Below are 23,149 nucleotides of genomic sequence, written 5' to 3'. Positions count from 1 at the left end.
CAGTCTTCCACGACCGGTTCGCCGCCCGGTCACACGACTTCGGTCAGCTCACCGGTGTGCACGTCGTAGACGAACCCGCGCACCTGGTCGCGGTGCGGGAGGAAGGCGCTGCGCCGGACCCGGTTCATCGAGCCGCGCACGCTGTCCTTCACCTCGCGGAACGCCTCGACCGACCACGTGGGGCGCAGGCCGGAGTCCTGTTCCAGCTCGTCCTTGAACTCGTCCTCGGTGACCAGCTGCAGGCCGCAGTTCGTGTGGTGCACCAGCAGCACCTCGCGGGTGCCGAGCTTGCGCTGGCTCAGCGCCAGCGAGCGGATCATGTCGTCGGTCACGACACCGCCCGCGTTGCGCAGCACGTGCGCCTCACCCTGCTTGAGGCCGAAGATCTCGAACACCCGGATGCGGGAGTCCATGCAGGTCAGGATGGCTACGTTCATCGAAGGTCGCGGCGAGGAACGGTCGCCGGGAACGATGTTGCCCAATTCGGCGTTGCGGTGGAGCAGCTCGTCGATCGCGGTCATCGCACACCTCCAGTGTTCCCTCGGATTGGAACCTGAGTCCCGCATGGCGGGCAAGCGAATCTGGCGAACCTCACGTTCACCTCATCGGGGGACCGATGCTTCCGGTGGAATTCCACGCGACCCGGCTACCTTCGCCCTGTGATCGAGCCCACAGGCCCGCACCCGCGGTCGGTGTACCGGCGGCGGCGCGCGCTCGCGGTCGCCGGGGCGGTGGTGGCGCTGGTGCTCGCGGTCTGGCTGGTCGGCGTCCTGATCGGGCATGGCGACCCGGCGCCGGTGGCCGCCCAGCCGTCGTCCCGCCCGCCGGAGCCGCCCGCGACGCCGGTGGCCGCCTCGTCGTCCTCGACGACGCCCCCACCGCCTCCCCCTCCCACGTTGCCGCCGGGGCCGCCACCGCCGTGCGACGACGCGCAGGTGGCCGTGGCGGCCGAGGTGGACAACCCCTCGGCTCCCGCCGGGCACCCCGTGGAGTTCACCATCGCCATCTCCAACACCGGCCCGCTGCCGTGCGCGAAGGAGATCGGGCGGCAGGTGCGGGAGCTGGTCGTGACCAGCGTGGACGGCGCGACGCGGCTGTGGTCGAGCAACGACTGCTTCGCCACCCAGGGGTCCGAGGTGCGCGTGATGCGGCCGGGCGAGCGGTTCGCCTACGGCCTGCGGTGGGCGGGCGCCACGTCGGAACCGGGCTGCCGCAGGCACTCCAGGCTGGGCGCCGGCGACTACCTGCTCACGGCGGTCGTGGCGGGCAAGGCGAGCAACCCGGTGATCTTCCGCCTGACGTGAGCCCCGGCGTCCAACCGAGCGCCTTGTCGGCCAGCGCGGGCACGTCGGGCGGAGCGGGCACGGCCGGCCGCCGCGCGCGCCGTCCCACCGGTTCCACCGCGTTGCAGGACAGCGGGAAGCCCAGCTTCGGCACCACCTCGGCGCCGTTCGCGCGCACGGCCGGGATGACCACGCCGACGAAGCCGTGCAGCCTGCCAAGGCCGGTGGCCACGTCGCGTTGCCGCAGTTCGTGGCCCATCTGGTGGTAGTGCCGGATGACCAACAAGACGCAGGGGTCCCCTTGGCGAGGACCCCTGCGAAGCGTTCAAGAGCGGTGGTGGTGGGTGGGCGGTCGTGGTCAGGCCGGAGGTCGGGTCACGGGCCGAACCAGCGTTCCTCCGCCGTCCCGCGCGGTGGGGCGGCGGTGGTGCCGTGGATCAGTTCGGTGGACAGGGTGACGGCTCGGGGGCGGGTGCGCTCGGCCGAGTCCAGGAGCAGCTTGCCCGCCGCGCGGCCCTTCTCCAGGACCGGCTGGCGCACCGTCGTCAGGCCGGCCTGCTCCGCCTCGCGGATGCCGTCGAAACCGGTGACGGTGATGTCGACCGGCACGCGCAGGCCGCGCCGCTGGAGCTCCGCCATCGCGCCCAGGGCCAGTATGTCCGACGTGCAGATCAGCGCGGTGATCTGCGGGTCGCGCTCCAGCACCTGCGCCGCCGCCGACGCGCCGGAGGCCATGGTGTGGTCGAACCGCTCCGCCACCGGCACGGTCGCCCAGTCCACGCCGACCGACGCGAACGCCTGCGCCAACCCGGCCAGCCGGGCCCGCTGCACGTGGAAGTGCGCCGCCTGCTGCCGCTCCGGCACGACGAAGTCGTCGTTGCGGTCACGGGCCAGCCGCATGCACACCACGCCGACCCGCCGGTGCCCCAACGAGATCAGGTGCTGCGCCAACGAGTGCATGGCCGCCTGGTCGTCGATGCCGACGCGGTCGACGTTGCCGAGGTCGGGCTGGTCGCACACGACCGTCGGCACGGGCCGCTCCAGCACCGCCGCCAGGTGCGGGTCGTCGTCGGGCACTGAGTACACCACGAAACCGTCCACCCCGGCCCGGTGCACGGCCGCCACGTCCTCGCGCTCGGGGTTCGCCGGCACGAGCAGGAGCCCGGTGCCGGCGTCCTCGCACGCGAGCGCCAATCCCTCCAGGAACCCGATCGCCGCCGGGTCGCGGAACGCGTAGGACAGGTTCTCGGTGAGCAGCAGGCCCACCGCACCGGCCTTCCTCGTCCGCAGTGAACGGGCCACGGGGTCGGGCCCCGGGTACCCGAGTCGTCTCGCTGTCTCCAACACCCGGCGTCGCAGCTCTGGCGAGAGCTGGTCGGGACGGTTGTACGCGTTGGACACCGTTGTCCGGGAAACACCCAGCTCCGCCGCCAGTGAGGCGAGCGTCGCGGGGCGTCGCACATGCATCGACCGCGCCATGAAGTGACCGTAACGGTTCAGAACCATTTGCAGAAGTGGGGGTGACCGGCGTCCCTCTAAATCGTCATCAGTGCAGATGAGGGTGGGTTACCTCGGGGTACAATGGTCTAAACCAATGGGGCCTCAGCGGACGACTCGCGCACGACCAACCTCGGCCGGAAAACACGCGTGTAATTCCCCGCCGGACGTCGTCGCCGATCCGGGTCGAGCCGGTGCACCAACTCGTCCACGGCCGCCGCCGCCATCTCCTCGATCGGCTGCGCCAGCGTGGTCAACGACGGCGAGCAGTACGACGCCAGCGGGATGTCGTCGAACCCCACCACGGACAGGTCCCGCGGCACGGTCAGCCCTCGCCGGTGCGCCTCCCGCAGCACGCCGATCGCCATGTGGTCGGACGAGCAGATCACCGCCGTCGGCCGCACGGTGTCCAGCAGCGTCGCCACCGCCTCCGCCCCGCCCTCCGGCCCGAACGGCGCGTGCGCCACGAAGTCGGACGTCGCGGGCAGCCCGTCCTCCTCCAACGCCGCCGCCCACCCGGCCCGCTTGAGCCGCGACGGCAGCGCCCGCGCCGGTCCCGACACGAACCCGATCCGCCGGTGGCCCAACTCGACCAGGTGCCGGGTCGCCGCGTACCCCGCGTGCTGCTCGTCCACGGTCACGTCCGGCACGTCCAGCGACGGCGTCGCCCCGTTGAGGAACACCATGTGCACGCCGTCGGCCAGCAGCTTCGCGTAGTACGACGGCCGCGGCGCCTGGCCGAGCGGCACCTCGACGTTGGTGATCTCCGGCGACACGAACACCATGCCCTCGACGCCGCGCGCGAGGAGCATCCGCACGTACTCCTCCTCGCCCATCGCGCCCGCGCCGGTGGCACGCGTGTTGCACAGCAGCGACGAGTACCCCAGCCGAGCGGCCCGCACCTCCAGCGCCTCGGCGAACGCCGGGAACACGGGGTTCGACAGCTCGGGCACGAGCAGGCCGATCACACCGGTGCGTTGCAGCGCCCCCAGCCCGCGCGGCGTGTAAGGCATTTCCGCAAGCACCGCGAGCACTCGCTGGCGCGTCTCGTCGTTCACGCCCGCCCGGCGGTTGAGCACCCGGCTGACCGTGGAGATGCTCACCCCGGCTGCCCTGGCGATCTCGGACAGACCGGACACCGTGCCTCCTCGCAGACTTGTGGGTGACGTGCAGCCTGCCGTCAGCGGCAAATTTTTGCAACGCCCACCTTGGTTTCCTCCGGCAGGCCTGGGCCGTTACGGCTTGGTTACGTCAAGACCCTTGACCCGGCCCTGGTCGGCGGGATGAAATCCGCGTCAACAATTTCGCAAGTTCTTGCAAGAGCCTTCATCACGGTGGAGGCCCGCAGGAGGGACGACAGCAACGATGCGACGTACCACCCTCGTGACCGCAGTGGCGGCCGTCTCCGCCCTCGTCCTCACCGCGTGCGGTGGTGGCGACGGCGGATCGGCGTCCGGCGACTCCGGTGAGATCACCTTCTGGGACACCAGCGGCCCGAACGAGGGCCCGGTGTTCGCCGCGATCGCGCAGGAGTGCGCGACCAAGGGCGGCTACAAGGTCAAGACCGAGACGGTGCCCTTCGACGCGGCCCTGAACAACTACAAGACCGCCGCGCAGGGCGGCCAGGGCCCGGACGTCTTCCGCGCCGAGGTCGCGTGGGTGTCGCAGCTGGCCAAGCTCGGCTACGTGGTCGACCTGGCCGGCACGGAGCTGGTGAGCGACACGTCCGACTTCCTGGACACGCCGCTCGGCTCCACCAAGTACGACGGCAAGACCTACGGCGTCCCCCAGGTCACCGACTCGCTGGCGCTGTTCTACAACAAGAAGCTGCTGGCCGACGCCGGTGTCGAGCCGCCGAAGACGTGGGACGAGGTCAAGGCCGCCGCGGCCAAGCTCGGCGGCGAGAAGACCATCTTCGTCAACAACGACGCCTACTACGCGCTGCCGTTCATCTACGGTGAGGGCGGCGACCTGGTCGACGCCGACGCGAAGAAGATCGTGGTCAACTCCGCGGACAACGTGAAGGCGCTGGAGACCGCCAAGGGCCTGCTGGACGCCAAGGCCGCGTCCACCGCGCTGGACCCAACGAACTCCTACAACAACATGCAGGCCGCGTTCACCTCGGGCGAGGTCGCCATGGTGGTCAACGGCCCGTGGTCGGTCGCCGACTACCTCAAGGGCGCCGCGTTCGCCGACCCCGCCAACCTGGGCATCGCGCCCGTCCCCGGCGCCACCGCCGGCAAGGGCTCCGCGCCGGTCGGCGGCCACGACTACGTGATCCGCCAGGGCACCAAGGCCAAGGACTCCTCGGTCAAGTTCATCGCCTGCATGAGCAGCACCGAGTCGCAGGTGCGCATCGCGAAGGAACTGGGCCTGCTGCCCACCCGCAAGTCGGCCTACGAGAACGCCGACGTGAAGGCCAACGCGGTCGTGTCCGCGTTCGAGCCGGTCGTCACCGCCGCCCACCCGCGCGCGTGGATCCCCGAGGGCGGCGAGCTGTTCGACCCGCTGAAGATCGCCTACGCCGACGTGCTGGCGGGCAAGAAGGACGCCAAGACGGCGCTGGACGAGGTGGCCAAGAAGTACCAGGACACCGTCGTCCCCGAGTACACCGTCGGCTGACCATCCCTCGCGGCGCCCGGCCCGGTCGTGGGCCGGGCGCCGCGAGGCGGCGAAGGGAGACTTCGGTGCGCAGGTTCCTGGACCGGCACTGGTACGCGTACGCGATGGTGCTGCCGGTCGTGGTGGTCATCGCGGTGTTGGTGCTGTTCCCGCTCGCCCAGGGCGTGTTCTTCACCTTCACCAACATCAACGAGGGCAACATCGCCAACCCGATCCTCGACCGGCCGGCGACCTACGTCTCCGTTGGCCTCGACAACTACCTGAACGTCCTGTCCGGCGACTCCAGCTACGGCGCGTTCTGGTCGACGCTGGTGCGCACGCTGATCTGGACGTTCGGCTGCGTGTTCTTCCACTACACGATCGGCCTCGGCCTCGCGCTGCTGCTCAACCGGGAGGTGCGCGGCCGGGCGGCGTACCGGGTGCTGCTGATCCTGCCGTGGGCCGTGCCCGCGTTCATCAGCGCGTTCGCGTGGAAGTACATGTTCAACGCGCAGTACGGGATCATCAACCAGTTCCTGCGCTTCCTCGGCCTGGACGACCCGCCGGTGTGGCTCGGCCAGTCGGACTGGGCGCTGGTCGCGGTGATCATCGTCAACGTGTGGCTCGGCGTGCCGTTCATGATGGTGGCGCTGCTCGGCGGGCTCCAGTCGATCCCCGGTGACCTCTACGAGGCCGCCGAGGTGGACGGCGCGACCCCGTGGCAGCGGTTCCGCAACGTGACGCTGCCCGGCCTGCGGTCGGTGTCCAGCACGGTGGTGCTGCTGGGCATCATCTGGACGTTCAACATGTTCGCGATCATCTACCTGATCAGCGGGCCGAACCCGAACACCCGGATCCTGGTGACCTACGCGTTCGAGCGGTTCTTCTCCGGCGCGTCCCGCGACTTCGCGGTGGCGTCGACCTACGGCGTGCTGATCCTGTCCGTGCTGCTCGTGTTCGCGGGTGTGTACCGGCGCGCGCTGCGCAAGCAAGGCGAGGTGTGGTGATGACGGTCGAAGCCGCTTCCTTGAAGGCCGTCCAGCCGGCCCGGGGGCTCAAGCGCTCGCAGCGGTCTCCGCTGGCCAGCGTCGGGCTGCACGGCGCGCTGGTCGTGGCGTCGCTGATCGCGGTGTTCCCGGTGTTCTGGGTGCTGGTGACGTCGTTCAAGCCGGACGCCAAGGCCGTGGAGACCACGCCGAAGCTGCTCAACGACTCCAGCCTGGACAACTACGGGCGGATCCTGGCGGGGGAGAAGGGCGACTTCCTCGCGTGGTTCGGCAACTCGGTGCTGATCGCGCTGATGACCACGGTGCTGGCGGTGTTCCTGTCCGCCACGACGGGGTACGCGGCGTCGCGGTTCCGGTTCCCGGGCAAGCGGTCGCTGATGCTGTCGTTCCTGGTCGTGCAGATGTTCCCGTTCGCGGTGCTGATCGTGCCGCTGTACAACATCCTGCTGGCGCTCGGGCTGCAAGGCACGTCGCTCGGCCTGGTGCTCGTCTACTGCACGACCGCCGTGCCGTTCTGCACGTACATGCTGAAGGGCTACTTCGACACCATCCCGACCGACATCGACGAGGCGGGGCGGGTGGACGGCCTGTCGCCGTTCGGCGTGTTCTGGCGGCTGGTGCTGCCCCTGGCCCGGCCGGGGCTGGCCGTGACGGCGTTCTACGCGTTCCTGACGGCGTGGGGCGAGGTGGCGTTCGCGTCGGCGTTCCTGTCGGCGGCGGACGAGTCGAAGACGCTGGCCGTGGGGCTGCAGGTGTTCGTCCAGCAGAACCGGACCGAGTGGGGCCACCTGGCGGCGGCCTCGATCCTGGTCGCGATCCCCGCGATCGTGGTGTTCTACCTGGTGCAGAAGTTCCTGGTGACGGGCCTGTCGTCGGGCGCGGTCAAGGGCTGAGGCGGACGGGGGCCTCCACCTCGTCGTGGAGGCCCTCCCATCACACCTCGACGACCTCGACCAACTCCTCCAGGCCGACGAAGTCCTTCGGGTTGCGGGTGTAGAGCGGCAGGTCGTTGGACGAGGCGATGGCGGCGATCATCAGGTCGAACTTGCGCGATCGGGGGTCGCGGCCGGCTGCGATCGTCAGGCCGACCAGGCTGCCGAACCGAGCGGACGCCCGTCGGTCGAAGGGCAGCGGGTAGTAACCCGCGATCGCGGCACGCAACCGCTTGCCGCGATCGTCGCGGGCTGTCGCCTCCTTCGCCAGCGCGACGCCCTGCTGCAGTTCCGCCAAGGTGATGGTGGTCAGTTCGAAGCGCTCCGGGAGTTCCATCCGGTCGACCTTCGCCAGGTCGATGTAAACGGTTGGTGTCGAGGACACCGGCCGGTCGACGTTCAGCCACGCCGACGCTCCCACGGGTCGTCGTCGCCGAGGCGGTCCTCGTTGCCCCAGAACTCGTCCGCCTCCGCGCGCATCTCCGCGTAGTCGACCGGCGGCAGGTCCTTGACCACGGCGATGACCTCGTCGGTGTTCAAGGGCTGCCGGTACGTCGGGGGGCGCAGTTCGGCGACCTCGGTGCCGTCGCGGGTGACGTGATAGGTCTCGCCCGCCTCGACTGCTTCCATGATTTGAGCGGGGTTCTGGTCGAACTCCCGTTGATCGATGACCTTCATGGCGGAGAGGTTAGGGAGCCGGCGTGCCGCGCGCCAGCGGCGATACCGCTGGTCAAAGGCCTGGTCCGGACGCCTCGATCGGGTGATCGCCGCCCCATCGGACCCGGTGGACAGCGGGCATCGGCATGTCCTTCAGGAACGTCCAACCGACCGGGTGGCCGGCCGCGAGGAGGGTGCGTGCGGCGAACGTGCCGTGGGTCCCGATGAGCACCACGCCACCGTCGTGCTCCTCGGCCACCGCCGTCAACGCCCGCCGCACCCGGTCGCTGAGCGCGGCCAGGCTCTCGCCGCCCGGCCGCGCGAAGTCCGGGTGGTCCCAGCTGTGCGCGTAGTGCCGCGCGTAGTCGGGCGTCGGTGGGATGCCCGAGTCCCACTCCCGCAGGTCCCACCTGGTCTCGACGGTCGCACCCAGGGCATCGGCGGTCGGCTGGACCGTCTGCACGGCACGCAGGTAAGGGCTCGACAGGACCGCCGTCGGACGCAGTGCACGCAGTTGTTCCACCAGGTCACGGGCCTGGACCAGACCCGAGTCCCGCAGCGGACGAGCCAGCTCGTCGGGGCCGCCCGGCGTGGGCGCGACGGAGGTCGCATGGCGGACGAGCACGAGTTCGGTGGCCATGTACCACCACTACCAGGGCCTGAACCGATCCGGAACTAGACCAATTCACCCGTTCCCGTAAGCGCTTGCAATCCCTAGCGTTGCGGCAAAGCTTGGGTAGTGAAAGGTGCGTGGCATGGCTGAGGTCGCCTACGTCAAGGCTTCGCGGATCTTCTCCGGCAACCCGCCGGTCCGCGCGGTCGACGAGCTGTCGTTGGACGTCACCGACGGCGAGTTCCTGGTTCTGGTCGGTCCGTCCGGCTCCGGCAAGTCCACCGCGCTGCGGATGCTCGCGGGTCTGGAGGACGTGGACGAGGGCGCCATCCACATCGGCGGCAAGGACGTCACCAACGTCCCGCCCAAGGGCCGCGACATCGCGATGGTGTTCCAGTCCTACGCGCTGTACCCGCACATGACGGTCGCGGAGAACATGGGCTTCGCGCTCAAGCTGCGCGGCGTCAACAAGACCGAGATCCGGGAGAAGGTCGCCGAGGCGGCCAAGATGCTGGACCTCGAGAAGTACCTGGACCGCAAGCCGAAGGCGCTGTCCGGCGGCCAGCGGCAGCGCGTCGCGATGGGCCGCGCGATCGTCCGCGAGCCCTCCGTGTTCCTCATGGACGAGCCGCTGTCCAACCTGGACGCGAAGCTCCGCGTGGAGACCCGCGCGAACATCGCCGCCCTCCAGGCCCGCCTGGACACCACCACGATCTACGTCACGCACGACCAGGTCGAGGCCATGACCATGGGCCACCGGGTCGCCGTGCTCAAGGACGGCCTGCTCCAGCAGTGCGACACCCCGCGCGCGCTGTACGACAAGCCGGCCAACGCGTTCGTCGCCGGCTTCATGGGTTCGCCCGCGATGAACCTCAAGACCGTGCCGCTGACGTCGGAGGGCGCGAAGCTCGACGGCATCGTGGTGCCGCTGGAGCGCCGCGCGCTGGACAAGGCGGCGGGCGAGGGCCTGTCCGAGGTCACGTTCGGCATCCGGCCCGAGTCGCTGGCCCTGGTCAGCTCCTCGGAGCAGGGCATGGACATGACCGTCGAGCTGGTCGAGGAGCTGGGCGCGGACGCGCTCATGCACGGCTCGGTCCGCATCGGCGACGTGCCCGAGCGGTTCGTGGTCCGCGTCGACGGCCGCACGCCGCCGACCCTGGGCCAGACCGTCAAGGTCGCCGTGCGTGACGCCGGCGAGGTCCACCTGTTCCACCCGGAGTCCGGCCACCGCCTGACCGACTGACGATCTTCGAGCCACAGGGGCCACCTCCCGCGCGACGGTGAGGTGGCCCCTGTGGCATGTAGAACACCCGGTCGGTGGGCGTGTCGGTAGCGGAGCGTTCTAAACTGAACTCGACAACGGTTTCCATTGCCTGTGCGTCCGCCTGTCGAGGAGTGCTCTGATGACTGTCCGCAACGTGTTGCTCGGCGCGGTGGCCGCCGCGACCGCCGTCGCCCTCACCGCTTGCGGTGCCCAGGACACCCCCGCCGCGAACGACGGCGCGATCAAGGTCGTCGCCTCCACCAACGTGTGGGGCAGCGTGGTCAAGGCCGTCGGCGGCGACGCCGTGCAGGTCAGCGCCATCATCGACGACCCGTCCGGCGACCCGCACTCCTACGAGAGCAAGCCGTCCGACCTGGCCGCGGTGCGCGACGCCAAGCTCGTCATCTTCAACGGCGGCGGCTACGACGACTTCTTCGCCACCCTGCTCGGCCCCGAGACCGAGGGCGCGAAGAAGATCGAGGCGTTCCCGGTGTCCGGCAAGGCCTCCGAGCACGAGGAGCCCGGGACGTCGGCCGAGCCGGAGGGCGAGGAGCACCACGACCACGCCGTCAACGAGCACGTCTGGTACGACTTCGAGACCGTCCGCAAGGTCGCCGACCAGGCCGCCGCCGACCTCGGCGCGATCGCGCCGGACAAGAAGTCGACCTTCGAGGCCAACGCCGAGGACTTCACGACCAAGCTGACCGAGCTGGAGCAGCGCGTCGAGGGCAAGGGCGCGGGCAAGAAGGTGGTCGCGACCGAGCCGGTGGCGCACTACCTGCTCGACACCGCGGGCGTCGAGGACGTCACGCCGGAGTCGTTCAGCGAGGCCGTGGAGAACGAGACCGACATCCCCGCCGCCGCGCTCGCCGACGTCACCCGGCTGATCGAGCAGAAGCAGGTCGCCGCGCTGGTGAACAACGCGCAGACCGAGAACGCGGGCACGCGGCAGGTGGTCGACCAGGCCAAGGCGGCGGGCGTGCCGATCGCCGAGGTGACCGAGACGCTGCCGGAAGGCGTCACGGGTTACCTTGATTGGATGACGAAGCAGGTCGACTCGCTGGTGGGAGCGCTCGGCGCATGACGTCGTCGGGCGGGACGGCTCAGGTGGCGGACAGGTCCACGCGCGCGGCGGTCGCGTTGCGCGGCGCGCGGCTGTCCTACGGCGACCGCGTGCTGTGGGACGGCCTGGACCTGGACGTCGCCCCCGGCGAGTTCGTGGCCGTGCTCGGGCCGAACGGCTCGGGCAAGACCAGCCTCATCCGGGTGCTGCTCGGCCTGCAACCGCTGTCCGCGGGCACGGTCCGGGTCGCGGGCGGCAACCGGCGCATCGGCTACATCCCGCAGCAGCGGGCGATCGACTCGAGCCTCGCGCTGCGCGGCCGTGACCTGGTCGGGTTCGGCCTGGACGGGCACGGCTGGGGCGTCGGCTGGCGCACCCGCCGCGAACGCCGGGCCCGGGTGGACGCGGCGCTGGAGTCCGTCGGCGCGACGAGGTACGCCGACGAGCCCGTCGGCCTGCTCTCCGGCGGCGAGCAGCAGCGGCTGCGGGTGGCGCAGGCCCTGGTCGGCGACCCCGAGGTGCTGCTGTGCGACGAGCCGCTGCTCTCGCTCGACCTCGCGCACCAGCGCGTGGTCAGCGACCTGATCGACGCCCGGCGCCGAGCCGAGGGCACGGCCGTGCTGTTCGTGACCCACGAGATCAACCCGATCCTGCCGCTGGTCGACCGGGTGCTGTACCTGGTCGAGGGCCGGTTCCGGATCGGCCCGCCCGCCGAGGTGATGACCTCGCGGACGTTGACCGAGCTGTACCGCACGAACGTCGAAGTGGTCCGCGTGCGCGACCAGATCCACGTGGTCGGCGCGCAGCACGTGTGCGAGGACGAGCCGCACCACGTGGCGGAGTGAAGGACTGATGGAGAACTTCTTCGACATCGGGCAGACGCTGGACCTGTTGCGCTACGTCCAGCCGATGCTCGTCGCGGGCGCCGTGCTCGGGCTGGTGGCGGGGCTGCTCGGCCCGCTCGTGGTGACGCGCAAGATGGCGTTCGCGGTGCACGGCACGAGCGAGCTGGCGTTCACCGGCGGCGCGGCGGCCCTGCTGCTCGGCGTCGGCGTCGGGTACGGCGCGCTGGCCGGTTCGGTCGTCGCCGCGCTGCTGCTCGGCCTGCTCAGCACGCGCGACTCGGACCGCGACTCGGTGATCGGCGCGATCCTGGCGTTCGGCCTCGGCCTCGGCGTGCTGTTCCTGGCCCTCTACAACGGGCGCGCGGCGAACAAGTTCGGCCTGCTGACCGGTCAGGTGGTCAGCGTCGGGTCGACCGACCTGTGGCTGCTCATCGGCGCGTCGGTCGCCGTGCTGGCGGTGCTGGCGGTCATCTACCGGCCGCTGCACTTCGCCAGCGTGGACGCCGCCGTGGCCGTGGCGCGCGGTGTGCCGGTGCGGGCCCTGTCGGTGGTGTTCGCGGTGCTGGTGGGCGTGGCGACGGCGTTGAGCGTGCAGCTGGTGGGCGCGCTGCTCGTGCTGTCGCTGATGATCACGCCCGCGGCGGCGGCGACCAGGGTCACCGCGAGCCCGCTGCGGGCCACCGCGCTGGCCGTGGTGTTCGCCGAGGTGTCCGTGCTGGGCGGGATGATCCTGTCGCTCGCGCCCGGCATGCCGGTGAGCGCGTTCGTCACGGCCGTCTCGTTCTTCATCTACCTGGTCTGCCGCCTGATGAGCCGCAAGCGGGAAAGAGTCCAGTAACACGTTTGGGATGTCCCGCGAGTGGGTACTCGCGGTCGTAGGGGGCACCGGAGGCCTGGACGCGGGCTGCGCGGAGACGACGGGTGCCATGCGAAGCACGACGACCACGTCGGCCGACCACCGCGGTCGCGGTGGCGGGCTCGGTCGTGCCGCCGGCCGTCGGGCCCTGTGTCGCCGCGCCCGCCGTGCCCGTGCGCCGAGCGCCGGTCGAGCCCGGCAGGTGGGGGACTTACGCGGTGCGGGTGACCTCGGCGGCTGCCGCCTGGTCCGCGGCGCCCTCGGCCACCGACTGGTCGCCCCGCGGCGCGGGCAGCAGCCGGATCTCGCCGCCGGCGACGCGCACCTGGTTGCGCCCGTTCTCCTTGGCCGCGTAGAGCGCCGCGTCGGCGCAGTGCTGCGCGTCCATCAGGCAGTCGCCGTTGTCCGGCAGCACGGCCACGCCGATGGACGCCGAGATGGCGCGCACGTCCGGCCCGTCCGCCGTCAACGGCAGGTTCCGGCCGCGCAGGGTGACGGTGTTGCGGTGCTTGTCGGTGGTCATCACGGACATCTCGCCGATCGCCTCGCGCACCCGTTCGGCGATGGCCGTGCCCTGGGCCAGGCCCGTGTCGGCGAGCACCACGACGAACTCCTCGCCGCCGTCGCGCCCGGCCACGTCGCCCGGCCGCAGCTTCTCCCGCAGGATCCGGCCCACCTCGGCCAGCACGGCGTTGCCCGCCGGGTGGCCCCAGGTGTCGTTGATCCGCTTGAAGTGGTCCAGGTCGATGGCCAGCACGGTCACCGGCTGGTTGTCGTGGCGGCACCGGTCGGTGAGCCTGCCCCCGTACTCGGCGAGGCCGTTGGTGTTGAGCAGTCCGGTCCGGTAGTCGGTGTGCGCGTCCTCGGCCAGCCGCGCCTGCAGCTGCTCCTGCTCGCGCAGCAGCCGTTCGAGGTGCGCCCGCCGTTGCGCGGCGTGGTAGAGCAGCGAGTTCACCAGGATCACCGGGAAGACCAGCAGCAGCGGACCCACCCAGTGGGTGGTCATCAGCATGCCGAGCATGGCGCCCGCGCCGAGCGTGCTCAGCTCCAGCATGTTGTCCGCGCGCGAGCCCAGGAACTCCTGGATGCGGGTGTGCGGGGTGACGATCTTCAACGCGACGGCGATGTTCATGCCCTGCGCGCCCCAGTTGACCACCCCGGCCACGATGAGCACGAGCACGAGGCCCAGGTCGGTCGGGATGCTGCCGGTGGCCAGCAGCGAGGTCCCGGACAGGTGCACCACGGCCCAGGCCAGCATGGTGCCGCCGAGGATGCTCGCGGAGCTGAACACGAACCGGTACGGCTGGCGTCGCGCGATCGGCTGGATCAGGATCCGCATCCAGATCGTGGCCAGCACGGCCAGCGCGCCGGGCAGCGCGATGGCGGCGGCGAACGTCCACACCGACGTCAGGTCGATGTGCGGACCGGCCGACTCGTTGCGGCGCGACTCCTCGGCCCGACGGACGATCATCAGGTGCACGGTGATGGCGAACATCACCGCGCCGAATCTGAGCCAGTCGGCGTTCGAGACCGTGCCGAGGCCGGTGAGCAGCCAAATGGCGGCAGCCGCCACCGCCGATTCGATGAAGAAGAAGTACGCCAGTGCGGCCGGGCGCAACGTCCACAGATCCCAGTTGCGAATCGAGGGCCGGCCGACTGCCCCAGAGGCCTTCTGGTCAGTCAAACTGTTCTTCACCACGACCCCCTACCCTCTGCCCGGCGCCGCGTGGCGAACGCCGTTCGCAGCGGCACGTCCGTGCCCGAGATGCGCACTGAGGAGGTGTTCGCCATGCGCAACCGCGACATGTGAGCCGCTCCCTCCATCCCGGACCGAATGTTCACCGTACGTGCCCGCGGGCTAGCGGGCCGCAGCCGAGGGGTCCTTCATGTTTGACAATCGCGATATGTGATGAGTCCGTTTCAGATCGCCACCGCTTTCGGATCGTTCCGGGTGCGGGCCCGTCGCCAGGCTACGGTCGCCTGCGTGGCGAGCAACAGCCCGATGCCGCCTGCACCCGCGATCGTCGCGGTCACCGAGCCGATCGAGTGCGCCACGACACCGGCCAACGCCATCCCGCCGCCCTGCGACGAGCGCAGAGCGGCACGGCCGATGCCGTACGCGCGACCGCGGTAGGCGTCGGGCAGGATGCGCATCCACGCCGAGCGAGCGGGCGTGTGGTACGCGCCGGCCATACCGGCGATCACCAGTAGTGCGATGGTCCAGGTCAGGTTCGGGTGCAACGCGAACATGACCAGTGGGGCCAAGGACAGTATGGCGAGCGGACCGATCAGCCGCTCGCGTTTCGCCGGATCGCGCACCAACCGGAACAGCACGGCCACGCCGAGGACGTTGGCGGCGGGCTCGATGGCCAGGATCAGGCCGACGGCCCACACCGCGTCCAGACTCGCCGCCAGGGGCACGGCGAGTCCCTCGGGGACCATCGCGAGGCCGGCGAGCAGGCGCATGCCCATCAGGCTGCGCAGCCGCGGTTCCGTGACCAGGAGCGTGAACGCTCCCTTGGGTGCTTCGGGATCGGGATCCCGCTTCGCGCCGCGCGGGTCGGCGGCCGGCCGGTGCTTGACCGACAGCTGCACCAGGACCGCCACCCACACGAACGAGGCCGCGTCGATCGCGAGCGCGACGTTGGCGCCGGCGTTCGTGACGAGGAAGCCCGCGGCGGCCAGGCCGACCATCTGGGCGACGTCCACCGACGTGCCGAACAACGCCACGCCGTCGTCGTAGCGCTTGTCCGGCAGCACGTGGGGCAGGCTCGCCTCCTGCGCCGCCAGGAACGGCGAAGAGATCATCAGCACGACGACCAGCAGCACGATCATCAGCCACAGCGGCGCGCCGGGAATGGCCATCAGGGCGACCAGGGCGGCTTGCAGCCACGCGCACCACACCATCACCGTGCGGCGGGGGAACCGGTCCGCGACCCAGCCGAGCAGCGGGCCGGAGACCAGCGGCGGGAACAGCGTCAACGACCACGTGAGGGCGGTCCACGCGGCGGATTGGGTGCGCTCAAACACCAACAGGGAGAGCGCGACCGCCGCGAGTTGATCGCCCGCGGTGGACACCGTCGAGCCGATCCACATGCCGCGGAACTCGCGGTTGCCCACGAGCGCGCGGATGGTCCCCCCGGAAGTCACAACTCCCCCAGGTTGGTCGGCCCCGATGAGTGAGTCACGTTACCCCCACCCGAAGTAACAATTCCCTCGGTTAGCACGGTAGAAGCTGCCGGATGTGCAATCTCTGTCCTACCACACTGTGTACCCGAACGGAGCAGGTCGGTTACATAAAGTAGTTACAACAGCGAAAAATCGCCCACTTATTCTTGACAGTTGACGGTAGGTGACTCGGCGTGAGCAATCCTCGCCTACCCTACGTCGACCGCTGCCACCATTGGGCTCGGAGGGTTGGTCCGACCGGGCCAGCGCGTTCCTGCGGTCGCCGACGGCGTCGGGCCGGTTGGTGAGTCAATTGTTGAACATCGCCCACTTGTCGATCTTCGCAACCCGTGGTGGGGCGATCTTCAGAACTGGTAGTAGAGGAACGGGCTGAACGTGCCGCTCGCGACCAGGATCGCCGCGTAGCCGACGCCGACCGTCATCAGCGAGACCCTGGCGGCGGTGGCGATCCGGTCCCGGGAAGACTCCAGGTAAGGCCCGCTCACCGGGTGATCGGGCATTGCGACAATCGCCAGCGCGAGCACCAGCAGCACAATGCGCTGATTGGTCGCCGCGGCCGTGACGGCGTCGGTCAACCCGCTGAAATCCGGCAACAACATGTGGCCGATGATTGTGAACGCCGTACCGAGATCGGCGGAGCGGAAGAACACCCAGCCGATTACCACCAGCAGCATGGTCAGGACCCGCCGGGCAATTCGGGTGCGGGTGGCGGCCGGCGCCGAATCCCAGCCGAATCGGCGCTCCAGCACGAGCAGCCCGCCGTGGAACAAACCCCACACCAGGAACGTCCAGTTGGCGCCGTGCCAGAAACCGGTGAGCACGAAAACGATCGACAGGTTCCGGTAGGTCTGCAGCACGCCGCCGCGGTTGCCGCCGAGCGGGATGTAGACGTAGTCGCGGAACCAGCGCGACAGCGACATGTGCCAGCGGCGCCAGAAGTCGGTGATCGTGACCGACGAGTACGGGCGGGCGAAGTTCTCCGGCAGCCGGAAGCCCAGCATCCGGCCCAGGCCGATGGCCATGTCGGAGTAGCCGGAGAAGTCGAAGTAGAGCTGCAGCGTGTAGCCGATCGCGCCGAGCCAGGCGATGGACGTGGTCATCTCGTCGGCCGGGGTGGCGAAGCAGGCGTCGACCATCGGCGCGAGCGAGTCGGCGATGATCACCTTCTTGCACAGGCCGAGGGCGAACCGGGGGAAGCCGGCCGCGACGTCGTCCCAACGATGCAGGCGGGGCTGCGGCAGCTGGTCGGCGATCTCGCGGAACCGCACGATCGGGCCGGCGACGAGTTGCGGGAACATCGCGATGTAGGTGACGAAGGCGACCGGCTCGCGCAGGGCGGGGCGTTCGCCGCGGTACACGTCGACCACGTACGAGATGTGGTGGAACGTGTAGAAGGAGATGCCGATCGGGAGCGCGAGCTCGACCACCGGCAGGTCGGCGCCGACGACGGCGGCGATGTCGTGCAGCTGCCCGGTGGCGAACCCGGCGTACTTCCAGATCAGCAGCACGCCGAGGTTGAGCGCGATCGAGCCGACCAGGACCAGCCTGCGGTCGCCCGGCGCGCCCGGCTCCAGCCGCCGCCCGGCCAGGTAGTTGACCACCATGCAGGCGAGCAGCAACAGCGTCGTGCCGCCCGCGCCGGAGACGTAGAACAGCAGGCTCGCCACGGCGACCACGCCGTTGCGCCAGTTCCTGGGCGTGACGAGGACGGCCGTGAGCACGACCGGGAGGAAGAACCACAGGAACAGCGGGCTGGCGAAGGACATCGCCGCAGACCTTATCCGCCGGTCACGCCCCTCCGGTCCAGATCACCCACAAACGGCCTCACCTCACACCGCCCGCGTGCCGAACGGTCAGGTTCCCCAAGGGACAACCGCACGTGTCGAGGGGTCAGGCGCGGGTTTCCTGGCGGCGGCGGCGGGCGACTTCGGCCAGGACGACGCCGGCGGCGACGGAGGCGTTCAGCGATTCGACGCCGGCGGCCATGGGGATGGACACCGTTTGGTCGCACGTCTCCTTGACCAGGCGGGAGAGGCCGCGGCCCTCGGAGCCGACGACGACCACCAGTGGGCCGGTGGCCAGGTCCAGGCCGTCCACGTCGACGTCGCCGTCCGCGTCCAGGCCCACGATCATCAGCCCGGCGTCGGCCCACTCCTTGAGCTGGCGGGTCAGGTTGGTCGCCACGGCGATCGGCATCCTGGCCGCGGTGCCCGCGCTGGTCCGCCACGCGACGGCGGTGATGCCCGCCGAACGGCGTTGCGGCAGGACGACGCCGTGGGCGCCGAACGCCGCTGCCGAGCGCACGACCGCGCCCAGGTTGCGAGGGTCGGTCACGCCGTCCAGCGCCACCAGCAGCGGGGGCCGGCCGGACTGGTTCGCGATCTTGAGCAGCTCGCGGGGCTCGGCGTACTCGTACGGCGGCACCTGGAGGCCGAGGCCCTGGTGCATCGCGCCGCCGGTGATCCGGTCCAGCTCACCGCGCTGCACCTCCAGCACGGAGATGCCGCGGGTGGCCGCCAGCTGCACGGCCTCCGCGACCCGGTCGTCCGCGTCGATGCCCAGCGCCACGTACAGCGCCGTCGCCGGGATGTCGGCGCGCAGGCACTCGACCACCGGGTTGCGCCCGGCCACGGTCTCGGGCCCGTTCTCGGCGGCCTTGCGCCGCTGCGAGCGCACCTGCTCGGCCTTCGCCGCCGCGGTCGCCCGCTTGTAGGCGGGGTGGTTCGGTCGTTCGGTCGCCTTCGGCGTGGGGCCCTTGCCCTGCAGGCCCTTCGACTTCTGCCCGCCGGAACCGACGACCGCGCCCTTCTTGGAGCCGGGGTTGCGCATGGCGCCCCGGCGCTTGGAGTTACCAGCCACGAGCTCAGTCGTCCTTCAACGTCCACAACGGACCGTCGGGGGTGTCCTCGACGGCGATACCGGCCAGCAGCAGGTGATCGCGCAGCGCGTCCGCGCGCGCGAAGTCCCTGTCCTTGCGGGCCTGCGACCGCTCTTCCAGCAGCCGTTCCACGAGCACGCCCAACGCGTGCCCACCCGCGCCGCCCGCCGCGGCGTCGTGCCACAGCGGCGACAACGGGTCCAACCCGAGCACGCCGGTCATCGCCCGCACCGACTCGGCGGCGGCACGCGCGCCCAGGTCGTCACCGGACTCCAGGGACGTGTTGCCCTCGCGCACCCGCTTGTGGATGGCGGCCAACGCGCCGGGCGTGCCCATGTCGTCGTCCATCGACGCCACGAACGCGGGCGACAGCTCGCCGTCCGCGCCGACGGCGCCCGTGCGCTCGACCACGCGCCGCAGGAACGACTCGACCCGGCGGTACGCCGACACCGACTCGTCCAACGCCTCGGGCGAGTACTCGATCGTCGACCGGTAGTGCGGGCCGACCAGGTAGTAGCGGAGTTCGGGGGCGCGGACCCGCTCCAGCATCGCCGGGATCGACACCGTGTTGCCCAGCGACTTCGACATCTTCTCGCCGCTGAGCGTCACCCAGGCGTTGTGCATCCAGTACCGGGAGAAGCCGTCGCCGGCCGCCCGTGACTGCGCCTGCTCGTTCTCGTGGTGCGGGAAGATCAGGTCGATGCCGCCGCCGTGGATGTCGAACGTCCCGCCGAGGTACGCGGTCGCCATCGCCGAGCACTCCAGGTGCCAGCCCGGCCTGCCCGGACCCCACGGCGTCGGCCACGACGGCTCGCCCGGCTTCGCCGCCTTCCACAGCGTGAAGTCGCGCGCGTCGCGCTTGCCCGTCGCGGCGGACTCGCCCTGGTGCACCTCATCGAGCTTCTGCCCCGACAGCGCCCCGTACTCGGGGAACGACGTCACCGAGAAGTACACGTCGCCGTCGGAGGCGTACGCGTGGCCCTTCTCGATCAGCCGCTCCATCAGCTCGACCATCTGCGTGACGTGGCCCGTCGCGCGCGGCGAGTAGGACGCGGGCAGGCAGCCCAGCGCGTCGTAGGCGTCGTCGAACGCCCGTTCGTGCTGGTAGGCCCACTCCCACCACTCGGCGCCGTGCTCGGCGGCCTTGGCGAGGATCTTGTCGTCGATGTCGGTGACGTTGCGCACCAGCCGCACGGTCGAGCCGTCACGGCCAAGCCAGCGCCGCAGCACGTCGAAGTTGAGACCGCTGCGCACGTGGCCGATGTGCGGAACGCCCTGCACGGTGGCCCCACACACGTAGATCGACGCCGTTCCGCTGACCTGCGGGACGAACTCCCGCATGGACCGGGTCGCGGTGTCGAAGAGGTGGAGGCTCACGTGAAGATGGTACGGGCGGTGACCAGCCGGGGTCGGATCGCCCGGTCAAATGTGCTTGCGGAGCACCTGCAGCAGGGCGTCCGGACGGCTGCCGGTCGGGAGCGGGTCGACGATCTCGACCTGGCACCCGACCGCCGCCGCGCCGCCGTCGGCCTCGGGGCTGTCGCCGATCATGAGCGCCTCGGTGGGGTGCACGCCCAAGCGGTCGCAGGCGATGCGGAACAGCTTCGGGTCCGGCTTGACGAAGCCCTCCTGGTAGGAGAGCACGAACTCGTCCACCCGGTTCTCGACGCCGTGACGGGCGAAGACGGCGGAGATGTCCCACGCGATGTTGCTGACGACCGCCGTCGGCAGCTCGGTGCCCAGCGCCTGCGCGGCGTCCGGGTACGGCTGCCAGAACGGCGGGCTGCACAGGTCGGCGTAGAACCGGTCCGGGTCCTTCGCGCCCGCCTTCGCCAGCACGGCGAGGTGCATCTCGCGGTGCGCGTCGGGGTCGAGGTCGCGGCGTTCCCACTGCGCCGGGTCGATGTCCAGCCCGTCCGCCAGGCCGACGGGCGCGGTGAGCGCGCGCAGCAGCTCGGCGTGGGCGGCCAGCGAGTCGTGCTCCAAGCGGAACAGGGTGCCGGAGAAGTCGAAGAGCACGGCGCGGATCGTCACATAACGCACGTTACGTGGTCCGGACATCGGAGGTCTCGGAGAGCGCGGAACCGAGACCAGCCTCACTCCGCGAGGGGCGCGTCGACCGAGCCGCCGGCCGAGGAGCAGCGGTGATCCGGCTCAGGCGGCGTTGCCGGTGACCTTCGTCGGGGTCAGGCGCAGCACCACGCGGACCTTGCCGGGCGCGTCGGCGGGGTAGTCCTGGCCCAGGTACTTGTGCGACAAGTCGTTCGCCAGGGCGCGGCCGGCGTCCTCGACGATCGTCACGGTGCCGCGCACCTCCGCGTACACCTCGGGGTCGACTTGGCTCCACACGCTCACGCTGGCCCGCGCGTCACGGCGGAGGTTGCGCTCCTTCACCCGGTCGCGCAGCGTCGAGAACAGCAGGTCGTCGCCATCCCGGGTGACCCACACCACCGATGTCTGCGGGCTGCCGTCCGGGTTGAGCGTGGCGAGGACGGAGTAGTTCCGCCCGTCGACCAGGGCACGCGTCGCCGCGCTGAGGGTGATCGGCATGCGGCTCAGGCTAGTGGGACGAGCAGCGCGGTGGCCACGGCGGCTATGCCCTCGCCGCGTCCGGTCAGGCCGAGGCCGTCGGTGGTCGTGCCGCTGACCGACACCGGGCCACCGACCGCTTCCGACAGGACCTCCTGCGCCTCGGCACGGCGCTTGCCGATCTTCGGCGCGTTGCCGATGACCTGCACGGCGGCGTTGCCGACCCGGTAGCCGGCCTCCTCCACCAGGCGCCGCGCCTCGGCCAGGAACTCCACGCCGTGCCGCCCGGACCAGCGCGGGTCGCTCGTGCCGAACACCGCGCCGAGGTCGCCGAGCCCGGCGGCGGACAGCAACGCGTCGCACAGCGCGTGCGCGGCCACGTCACCGTCCGAGTGGCCGGCGCAGCCGTCGGCGTCGTCCCAGCGCAGGCCGGCCAGCCAGCACTCACGGCCGCGTTCCACTTGGTGGACGTCCGTGCCGATGCCCACTCTGGGGATCACGGTGCTCCTCGGGTGCCGACCAGCAGCGCCTCGGCCACGGCCAGGTCGAACTTCGTGGTGATCTTCATGGCGTCGGGGTGCCCGGGCACGGTGACGACCGGCACGCCGAGTCGTTCGACCAGGCCCGCGTCGTCCGTGGCGCCCAGGCCGGCTTCGTGCGCGGCCTCGTGCGCGCGCAGCAGCACGGCCGCGTCGAAACCCTGCGGGGTCTGCACGACGCGCAGCGCCGCGCGATCCGGCGTGGCGACCACCACGCCGTCGGCGTCGACCTGCTTGACCGTGTCCGCGACCGGCAGCACGGGGATGACGGCCGGGTGGCCGGCGGCGACGGCGTCCACCACGGCCCCGACGACGGCGGGCGGCGTGAACGCGCGGGCCGCGTCGTGGACGAGCACGATTGAAGTGTCGGGGATCTCACGCAACGCGTAAGTTAGGGCCAGGCGCACCGAGTCCGACCTCTCGGCGCCACCGGCCACGACGTGCACCGCCCCGTCGGCTGGGGCCAACGGGGCGGTGACGGTACTCACAACGTCCACATCGGACGGCGGCGCGGCGATGACGACGTGCCGCACGCGACCGGAGTCGAACAAGCCGCGCACCGCACGCACGAGCAGCGGAACGCCGTCGACCGGCACGAGCGCCTTGGGCATGCCATAGCCCAACCGCTCACCCCGGCCCGCCGCGGGCACGAGCGCGACCACACTCATGTTCGCGGTTTCCGAGATGGTGGGTGGAACGGTCAGGACGCGGTAGCCAGGACCTCGTCGAGGAGGACCTCAGCCTTGTCCTCGTCGGTGCCCTCGGCCAGCGCCAGTTCGCTAACCAGTATCTGTCGAGCCTTCGCCAGCATCCGCTTCTCACCAGCGGACAATCCGCGATCCTTCTCGCGCCGCCAGAGGTCGCGCACCACTTCGGCCACCTTGTTCACGTCACCGGACGCGAGCTTCTCGAGGTTGGCCTTGTACCGCCGGGACCAGTTGGTCGGCTCCTCCGTGTGGGGAGCACGCAAGACCTCGAAGACCTTGTCAAGACCCTCCTGGCCGACGACGTCACGAACGCCCACGATCTCGGCGTTGTCGGCGGGGACGCGAACCGTGAGGTCGCCCTGGGCAACCTTGAGGACGAGGTACTTCTTCTCCTCGCCCTTGATCACACGGGTCTCGATTGCTTCGATGAGAGCGGCACCGTGGTGCGGGTAGACGACGGTCTCTCCGACCTTGAAAACCATGTGTCCTCTGCCCCTTTCGCTAACCCCATCCTAACACGCCGAGCAATCCCCTCATCGGCCTGTTGAGATCAGTTAGCGCTGGTCAGGGCCGCGTGGGGGGTTGACAAATCACCCGGTCGCATGCAACGCCCGTGGTCGATCTTGCTCCACTGTGGACGTGCGGGCGAGGGTCGCGGCCCGCTGTGGGGCACCACATGCCGCAGGTCC

General features: G+C 70.5%; 25 protein-coding genes. 8 read left to right on the top strand and 17 right to left on the bottom strand.

Translation table 11 applies throughout. The annotated features are described in order from the left end of the window. Window positions 1-29: 29 nt before the first annotated feature. Window positions 30-521 carry a beta-class carbonic anhydrase gene (locus tag AB0H12_RS10370; protein ID WP_499622324.1) on the bottom strand — a complete coding sequence of 164 codons (492 nt, stop codon included), beginning with the start codon at window positions 519-521 and terminating at the stop codon, window positions 30-32. A 138-nt stretch (window positions 522-659) separates the two neighbouring features. Here AB0H12_RS10370 and AB0H12_RS10365 point away from each other — a divergent pair, with 138 nt between their 5' ends. After that, on the top strand, window positions 660-1,304 hold the full coding sequence (locus AB0H12_RS10365; RefSeq protein WP_499622322.1) for a hypothetical protein: 645 nt from the start codon (window positions 660-662) through the stop codon (window positions 1,302-1,304). Here the strand turns inward: AB0H12_RS10365 and AB0H12_RS10360 are convergent. The 3 genes from AB0H12_RS10360 to AB0H12_RS10350 all read right to left on the bottom strand — a co-directional run bounded on the left by AB0H12_RS10360 (window position 1,249) and on the right by AB0H12_RS10350 (window position 3,919). Continuing rightward, a complete protein-coding gene (locus tag AB0H12_RS10360) occupies window positions 1,249-1,569 on the bottom strand; it encodes a hypothetical protein (RefSeq protein WP_499622320.1) in 321 nt (106 codons plus the stop codon). The genes AB0H12_RS10365 and AB0H12_RS10360 overlap by 56 nt on opposite strands. 89 nt (window positions 1,570-1,658) lie before the next feature. Beyond that, window positions 1,659-2,762 carry a LacI family DNA-binding transcriptional regulator gene (locus AB0H12_RS10355; protein WP_499622319.1) on the bottom strand — a complete coding sequence of 368 codons (1,104 nt, stop codon included), beginning with the start codon at window positions 2,760-2,762 and terminating at the stop codon, window positions 1,659-1,661. Window positions 2,763-2,869: 107 nt separating this feature from the next. Then, entirely contained in the window at window positions 2,870-3,919 is a 1,050-nt protein-coding gene (locus tag AB0H12_RS10350) for a LacI family DNA-binding transcriptional regulator (RefSeq protein ID WP_499622318.1), read from the bottom strand. A gap of 226 nt (window positions 3,920-4,145) precedes the next feature. Between AB0H12_RS10350 and AB0H12_RS10345 the strand changes: the two genes are divergently transcribed. From AB0H12_RS10345 to AB0H12_RS10335, 3 genes are all read left to right on the top strand, one after another. Beyond that, window positions 4,146-5,402: an extracellular solute-binding protein gene (locus tag AB0H12_RS10345; protein WP_499622317.1), complete on the top strand. Its 1,257-nt coding sequence runs from the start codon at window positions 4,146-4,148 to the stop codon at window positions 5,400-5,402. A gap of 65 nt (window positions 5,403-5,467) precedes the next feature. Further along, entirely contained in the window at window positions 5,468-6,388 is a 921-nt protein-coding gene (locus AB0H12_RS10340; protein ID WP_499622316.1) for a carbohydrate ABC transporter permease, read from the top strand. After that, a complete protein-coding gene (locus AB0H12_RS10335; protein WP_499622314.1) occupies window positions 6,388-7,281 on the top strand; it encodes a sugar ABC transporter permease in 894 nt (297 codons plus the stop codon). Before AB0H12_RS10340 ends, AB0H12_RS10335 begins: the two co-directional genes overlap by 1 nt. A gap of 40 nt (window positions 7,282-7,321) precedes the next feature. On the opposite strand, the gene AB0H12_RS10330 is transcribed toward AB0H12_RS10335, so the two are convergent. From AB0H12_RS10330 to AB0H12_RS10320, 3 genes are read right to left on the bottom strand one after another with little or no spacing between them, the layout of a single operon-like run. Next, a complete protein-coding gene (locus AB0H12_RS10330; RefSeq protein WP_499622313.1) occupies window positions 7,322-7,741 on the bottom strand; it encodes a PIN domain-containing protein in 420 nt (139 codons plus the stop codon). Next, window positions 7,720-7,998 carry a type II toxin-antitoxin system Phd/YefM family antitoxin gene (locus tag AB0H12_RS10325; RefSeq protein WP_230569936.1) on the bottom strand — a complete coding sequence of 93 codons (279 nt, stop codon included), beginning with the start codon at window positions 7,996-7,998 and terminating at the stop codon, window positions 7,720-7,722. Before AB0H12_RS10325 ends, AB0H12_RS10330 begins: the two co-directional genes overlap by 22 nt. A 52-nt stretch (window positions 7,999-8,050) precedes the next feature. Next, a complete protein-coding gene (locus AB0H12_RS10320; RefSeq protein ID WP_230569935.1) occupies window positions 8,051-8,617 on the bottom strand; it encodes a histidine phosphatase family protein in 567 nt (188 codons plus the stop codon). A gap of 115 nt (window positions 8,618-8,732) precedes the next feature. On the opposite strand from AB0H12_RS10320, the gene AB0H12_RS10315 reads away from it, so the two are divergent. The 4 genes from AB0H12_RS10315 to AB0H12_RS10300 all read left to right on the top strand — a co-directional run bounded on the left by AB0H12_RS10315 (window position 8,733) and on the right by AB0H12_RS10300 (window position 12,600). Then, the gene (locus AB0H12_RS10315) at window positions 8,733-9,833 is read left to right on the top strand and encodes an ABC transporter ATP-binding protein (RefSeq protein WP_230569934.1); all 1,101 of its coding nucleotides are present in this window, start codon (window positions 8,733-8,735) and stop codon (window positions 9,831-9,833) included. Window positions 9,834-9,993: 160 nt separating this feature from the next. Continuing rightward, window positions 9,994-10,938 (top strand): metal ABC transporter solute-binding protein, Zn/Mn family, encoded by a 945-nt coding sequence (locus AB0H12_RS10310; protein ID WP_499622311.1) that lies wholly within the window; start codon window positions 9,994-9,996, stop codon window positions 10,936-10,938. Beyond that, window positions 10,935-11,762, top strand: coding sequence for a metal ABC transporter ATP-binding protein (locus AB0H12_RS10305; RefSeq protein WP_499622310.1), 828 nt, complete (start codon window positions 10,935-10,937; stop codon window positions 11,760-11,762). The genes AB0H12_RS10310 and AB0H12_RS10305 overlap by 4 nt, the downstream gene beginning before the upstream one ends. A 7-nt stretch (window positions 11,763-11,769) precedes the next feature. Continuing rightward, a complete protein-coding gene (locus AB0H12_RS10300; RefSeq protein WP_499622309.1) occupies window positions 11,770-12,600 on the top strand; it encodes a metal ABC transporter permease in 831 nt (276 codons plus the stop codon). Window positions 12,601-12,829: 229 nt separating this feature from the next. Here the strand turns inward: AB0H12_RS10300 and AB0H12_RS10295 are convergent, their stop codons facing one another. The 10 genes from AB0H12_RS10295 to AB0H12_RS10250 form a co-directional block, all read right to left on the bottom strand. Further along, window positions 12,830-14,302, bottom strand: coding sequence for a GGDEF domain-containing protein (locus AB0H12_RS10295; protein WP_499622308.1), 1,473 nt, complete (start codon window positions 14,300-14,302; stop codon window positions 12,830-12,832). Window positions 14,303-14,538: 236 nt separating this feature from the next. Then, window positions 14,539-15,768, bottom strand: coding sequence for an MFS transporter (locus AB0H12_RS10290; protein WP_499622307.1), 1,230 nt, complete (start codon window positions 15,766-15,768; stop codon window positions 14,539-14,541). A 383-nt stretch (window positions 15,769-16,151) separates the two neighbouring features. Continuing rightward, window positions 16,152-17,573 (bottom strand): MBOAT family O-acyltransferase, encoded by a 1,422-nt coding sequence (locus AB0H12_RS10285; RefSeq protein ID WP_499622306.1) that lies wholly within the window; start codon window positions 17,571-17,573, stop codon window positions 16,152-16,154. A 124-nt stretch (window positions 17,574-17,697) separates the two neighbouring features. After that, on the bottom strand, window positions 17,698-18,666 hold the full coding sequence (gene rlmB, locus AB0H12_RS10280; protein ID WP_499622305.1) for a 23S rRNA (guanosine(2251)-2'-O)-methyltransferase RlmB: 969 nt from the start codon (window positions 18,664-18,666) through the stop codon (window positions 17,698-17,700). Between the two features lie 4 nt (window positions 18,667-18,670). Next, the gene (gene cysS, locus AB0H12_RS10275; RefSeq protein WP_499622303.1) at window positions 18,671-20,062 is read right to left on the bottom strand and encodes a cysteine--tRNA ligase; all 1,392 of its coding nucleotides are present in this window, start codon (window positions 20,060-20,062) and stop codon (window positions 18,671-18,673) included. A gap of 45 nt (window positions 20,063-20,107) precedes the next feature. Next, a complete protein-coding gene (locus AB0H12_RS10270; RefSeq protein WP_499622302.1) occupies window positions 20,108-20,719 on the bottom strand; it encodes an HAD family hydrolase in 612 nt (203 codons plus the stop codon). Between the two features lie 120 nt (window positions 20,720-20,839). Beyond that, window positions 20,840-21,235, bottom strand: a complete 396-nt coding sequence (locus AB0H12_RS10265) for a PPOX class F420-dependent oxidoreductase (RefSeq protein ID WP_499622300.1) — start codon at window positions 21,233-21,235, stop codon at window positions 20,840-20,842. 5 nt (window positions 21,236-21,240) lie between these two features. Beyond that, on the bottom strand, window positions 21,241-21,714 hold the full coding sequence (gene ispF / locus AB0H12_RS10260) for a 2-C-methyl-D-erythritol 2,4-cyclodiphosphate synthase (RefSeq protein ID WP_230573193.1): 474 nt from the start codon (window positions 21,712-21,714) through the stop codon (window positions 21,241-21,243). Then, the gene (gene ispD, locus AB0H12_RS10255; protein ID WP_499622299.1) at window positions 21,711-22,421 is read right to left on the bottom strand and encodes a 2-C-methyl-D-erythritol 4-phosphate cytidylyltransferase; all 711 of its coding nucleotides are present in this window, start codon (window positions 22,419-22,421) and stop codon (window positions 21,711-21,713) included. Before ispD ends, ispF begins: the two co-directional genes overlap by 4 nt. Before the next feature lie 32 nt (window positions 22,422-22,453). After that, on the bottom strand, window positions 22,454-22,942 hold the full coding sequence (locus AB0H12_RS10250; protein WP_012782996.1) for a CarD family transcriptional regulator: 489 nt from the start codon (window positions 22,940-22,942) through the stop codon (window positions 22,454-22,456). Window positions 22,943-23,149 lie beyond the last annotated feature (207 nt).

The organism is Actinosynnema sp. NPDC023794, assembly GCF_040639675.1.
GTDB classification, from domain to species: domain Bacteria; phylum Actinomycetota; class Actinomycetes; order Mycobacteriales; family Pseudonocardiaceae; genus Actinosynnema; species Actinosynnema luteola.
This window is presented reverse-complemented; position numbering and strand designations above follow the sequence as displayed.

What these genes read in the sequence shown, in the direction of transcription:
- AB0H12_RS10310 (WP_499622311.1), top strand. Translation starts at nt 9,994, where the DNA reads ATGACTGTCCGCAACGTGTTGCTCGGCGCGGTGGCCGCCGCGACCGCC.
- AB0H12_RS10345 (WP_499622317.1), top strand. Translation starts at nt 4,146, where the DNA reads ATGCGACGTACCACCCTCGTGACCGCAGTGGCGGCCGTCTCCGCCCTC.
- AB0H12_RS10325 (WP_230569936.1), bottom strand. Translation starts at nt 7,998, where the DNA reads ATGAAGGTCATCGATCAACGGGAGTTCGACCAGAACCCCGCTCAAATC.
- AB0H12_RS10250 (WP_012782996.1), bottom strand. Translation starts at nt 22,942, where the DNA reads ATGGTTTTCAAGGTCGGAGAGACCGTCGTCTACCCGCACCACGGTGCC.
- AB0H12_RS10320 (WP_230569935.1), bottom strand. Translation starts at nt 8,617, where the DNA reads ATGGCCACCGAACTCGTGCTCGTCCGCCATGCGACCTCCGTCGCGCCC.
- AB0H12_RS10335 (WP_499622314.1), top strand. Translation starts at nt 6,388, where the DNA reads ATGACGGTCGAAGCCGCTTCCTTGAAGGCCGTCCAGCCGGCCCGGGGG.
- AB0H12_RS10265 (WP_499622300.1), bottom strand. Translation starts at nt 21,235, where the DNA reads ATGCCGATCACCCTCAGCGCGGCGACGCGTGCCCTGGTCGACGGGCGG.
- AB0H12_RS10300 (WP_499622309.1), top strand. Translation starts at nt 11,770, where the DNA reads ATGGAGAACTTCTTCGACATCGGGCAGACGCTGGACCTGTTGCGCTAC.
- AB0H12_RS10355 (WP_499622319.1), bottom strand. Translation starts at nt 2,762, where the DNA reads ATGGCGCGGTCGATGCATGTGCGACGCCCCGCGACGCTCGCCTCACTG.
- AB0H12_RS10315 (WP_230569934.1), top strand. Translation starts at nt 8,733, where the DNA reads ATGGCTGAGGTCGCCTACGTCAAGGCTTCGCGGATCTTCTCCGGCAAC.
- ispD (WP_499622299.1), bottom strand. Translation starts at nt 22,421, where the DNA reads ATGAGTGTGGTCGCGCTCGTGCCCGCGGCGGGCCGGGGTGAGCGGTTG.
- AB0H12_RS10285 (WP_499622306.1), bottom strand. Translation starts at nt 17,573, where the DNA reads ATGTCCTTCGCCAGCCCGCTGTTCCTGTGGTTCTTCCTCCCGGTCGTG.
- AB0H12_RS10370 (WP_499622324.1), bottom strand. Translation starts at nt 521, where the DNA reads ATGACCGCGATCGACGAGCTGCTCCACCGCAACGCCGAATTGGGCAAC.
- AB0H12_RS10305 (WP_499622310.1), top strand. Translation starts at nt 10,935, where the DNA reads ATGACGTCGTCGGGCGGGACGGCTCAGGTGGCGGACAGGTCCACGCGC.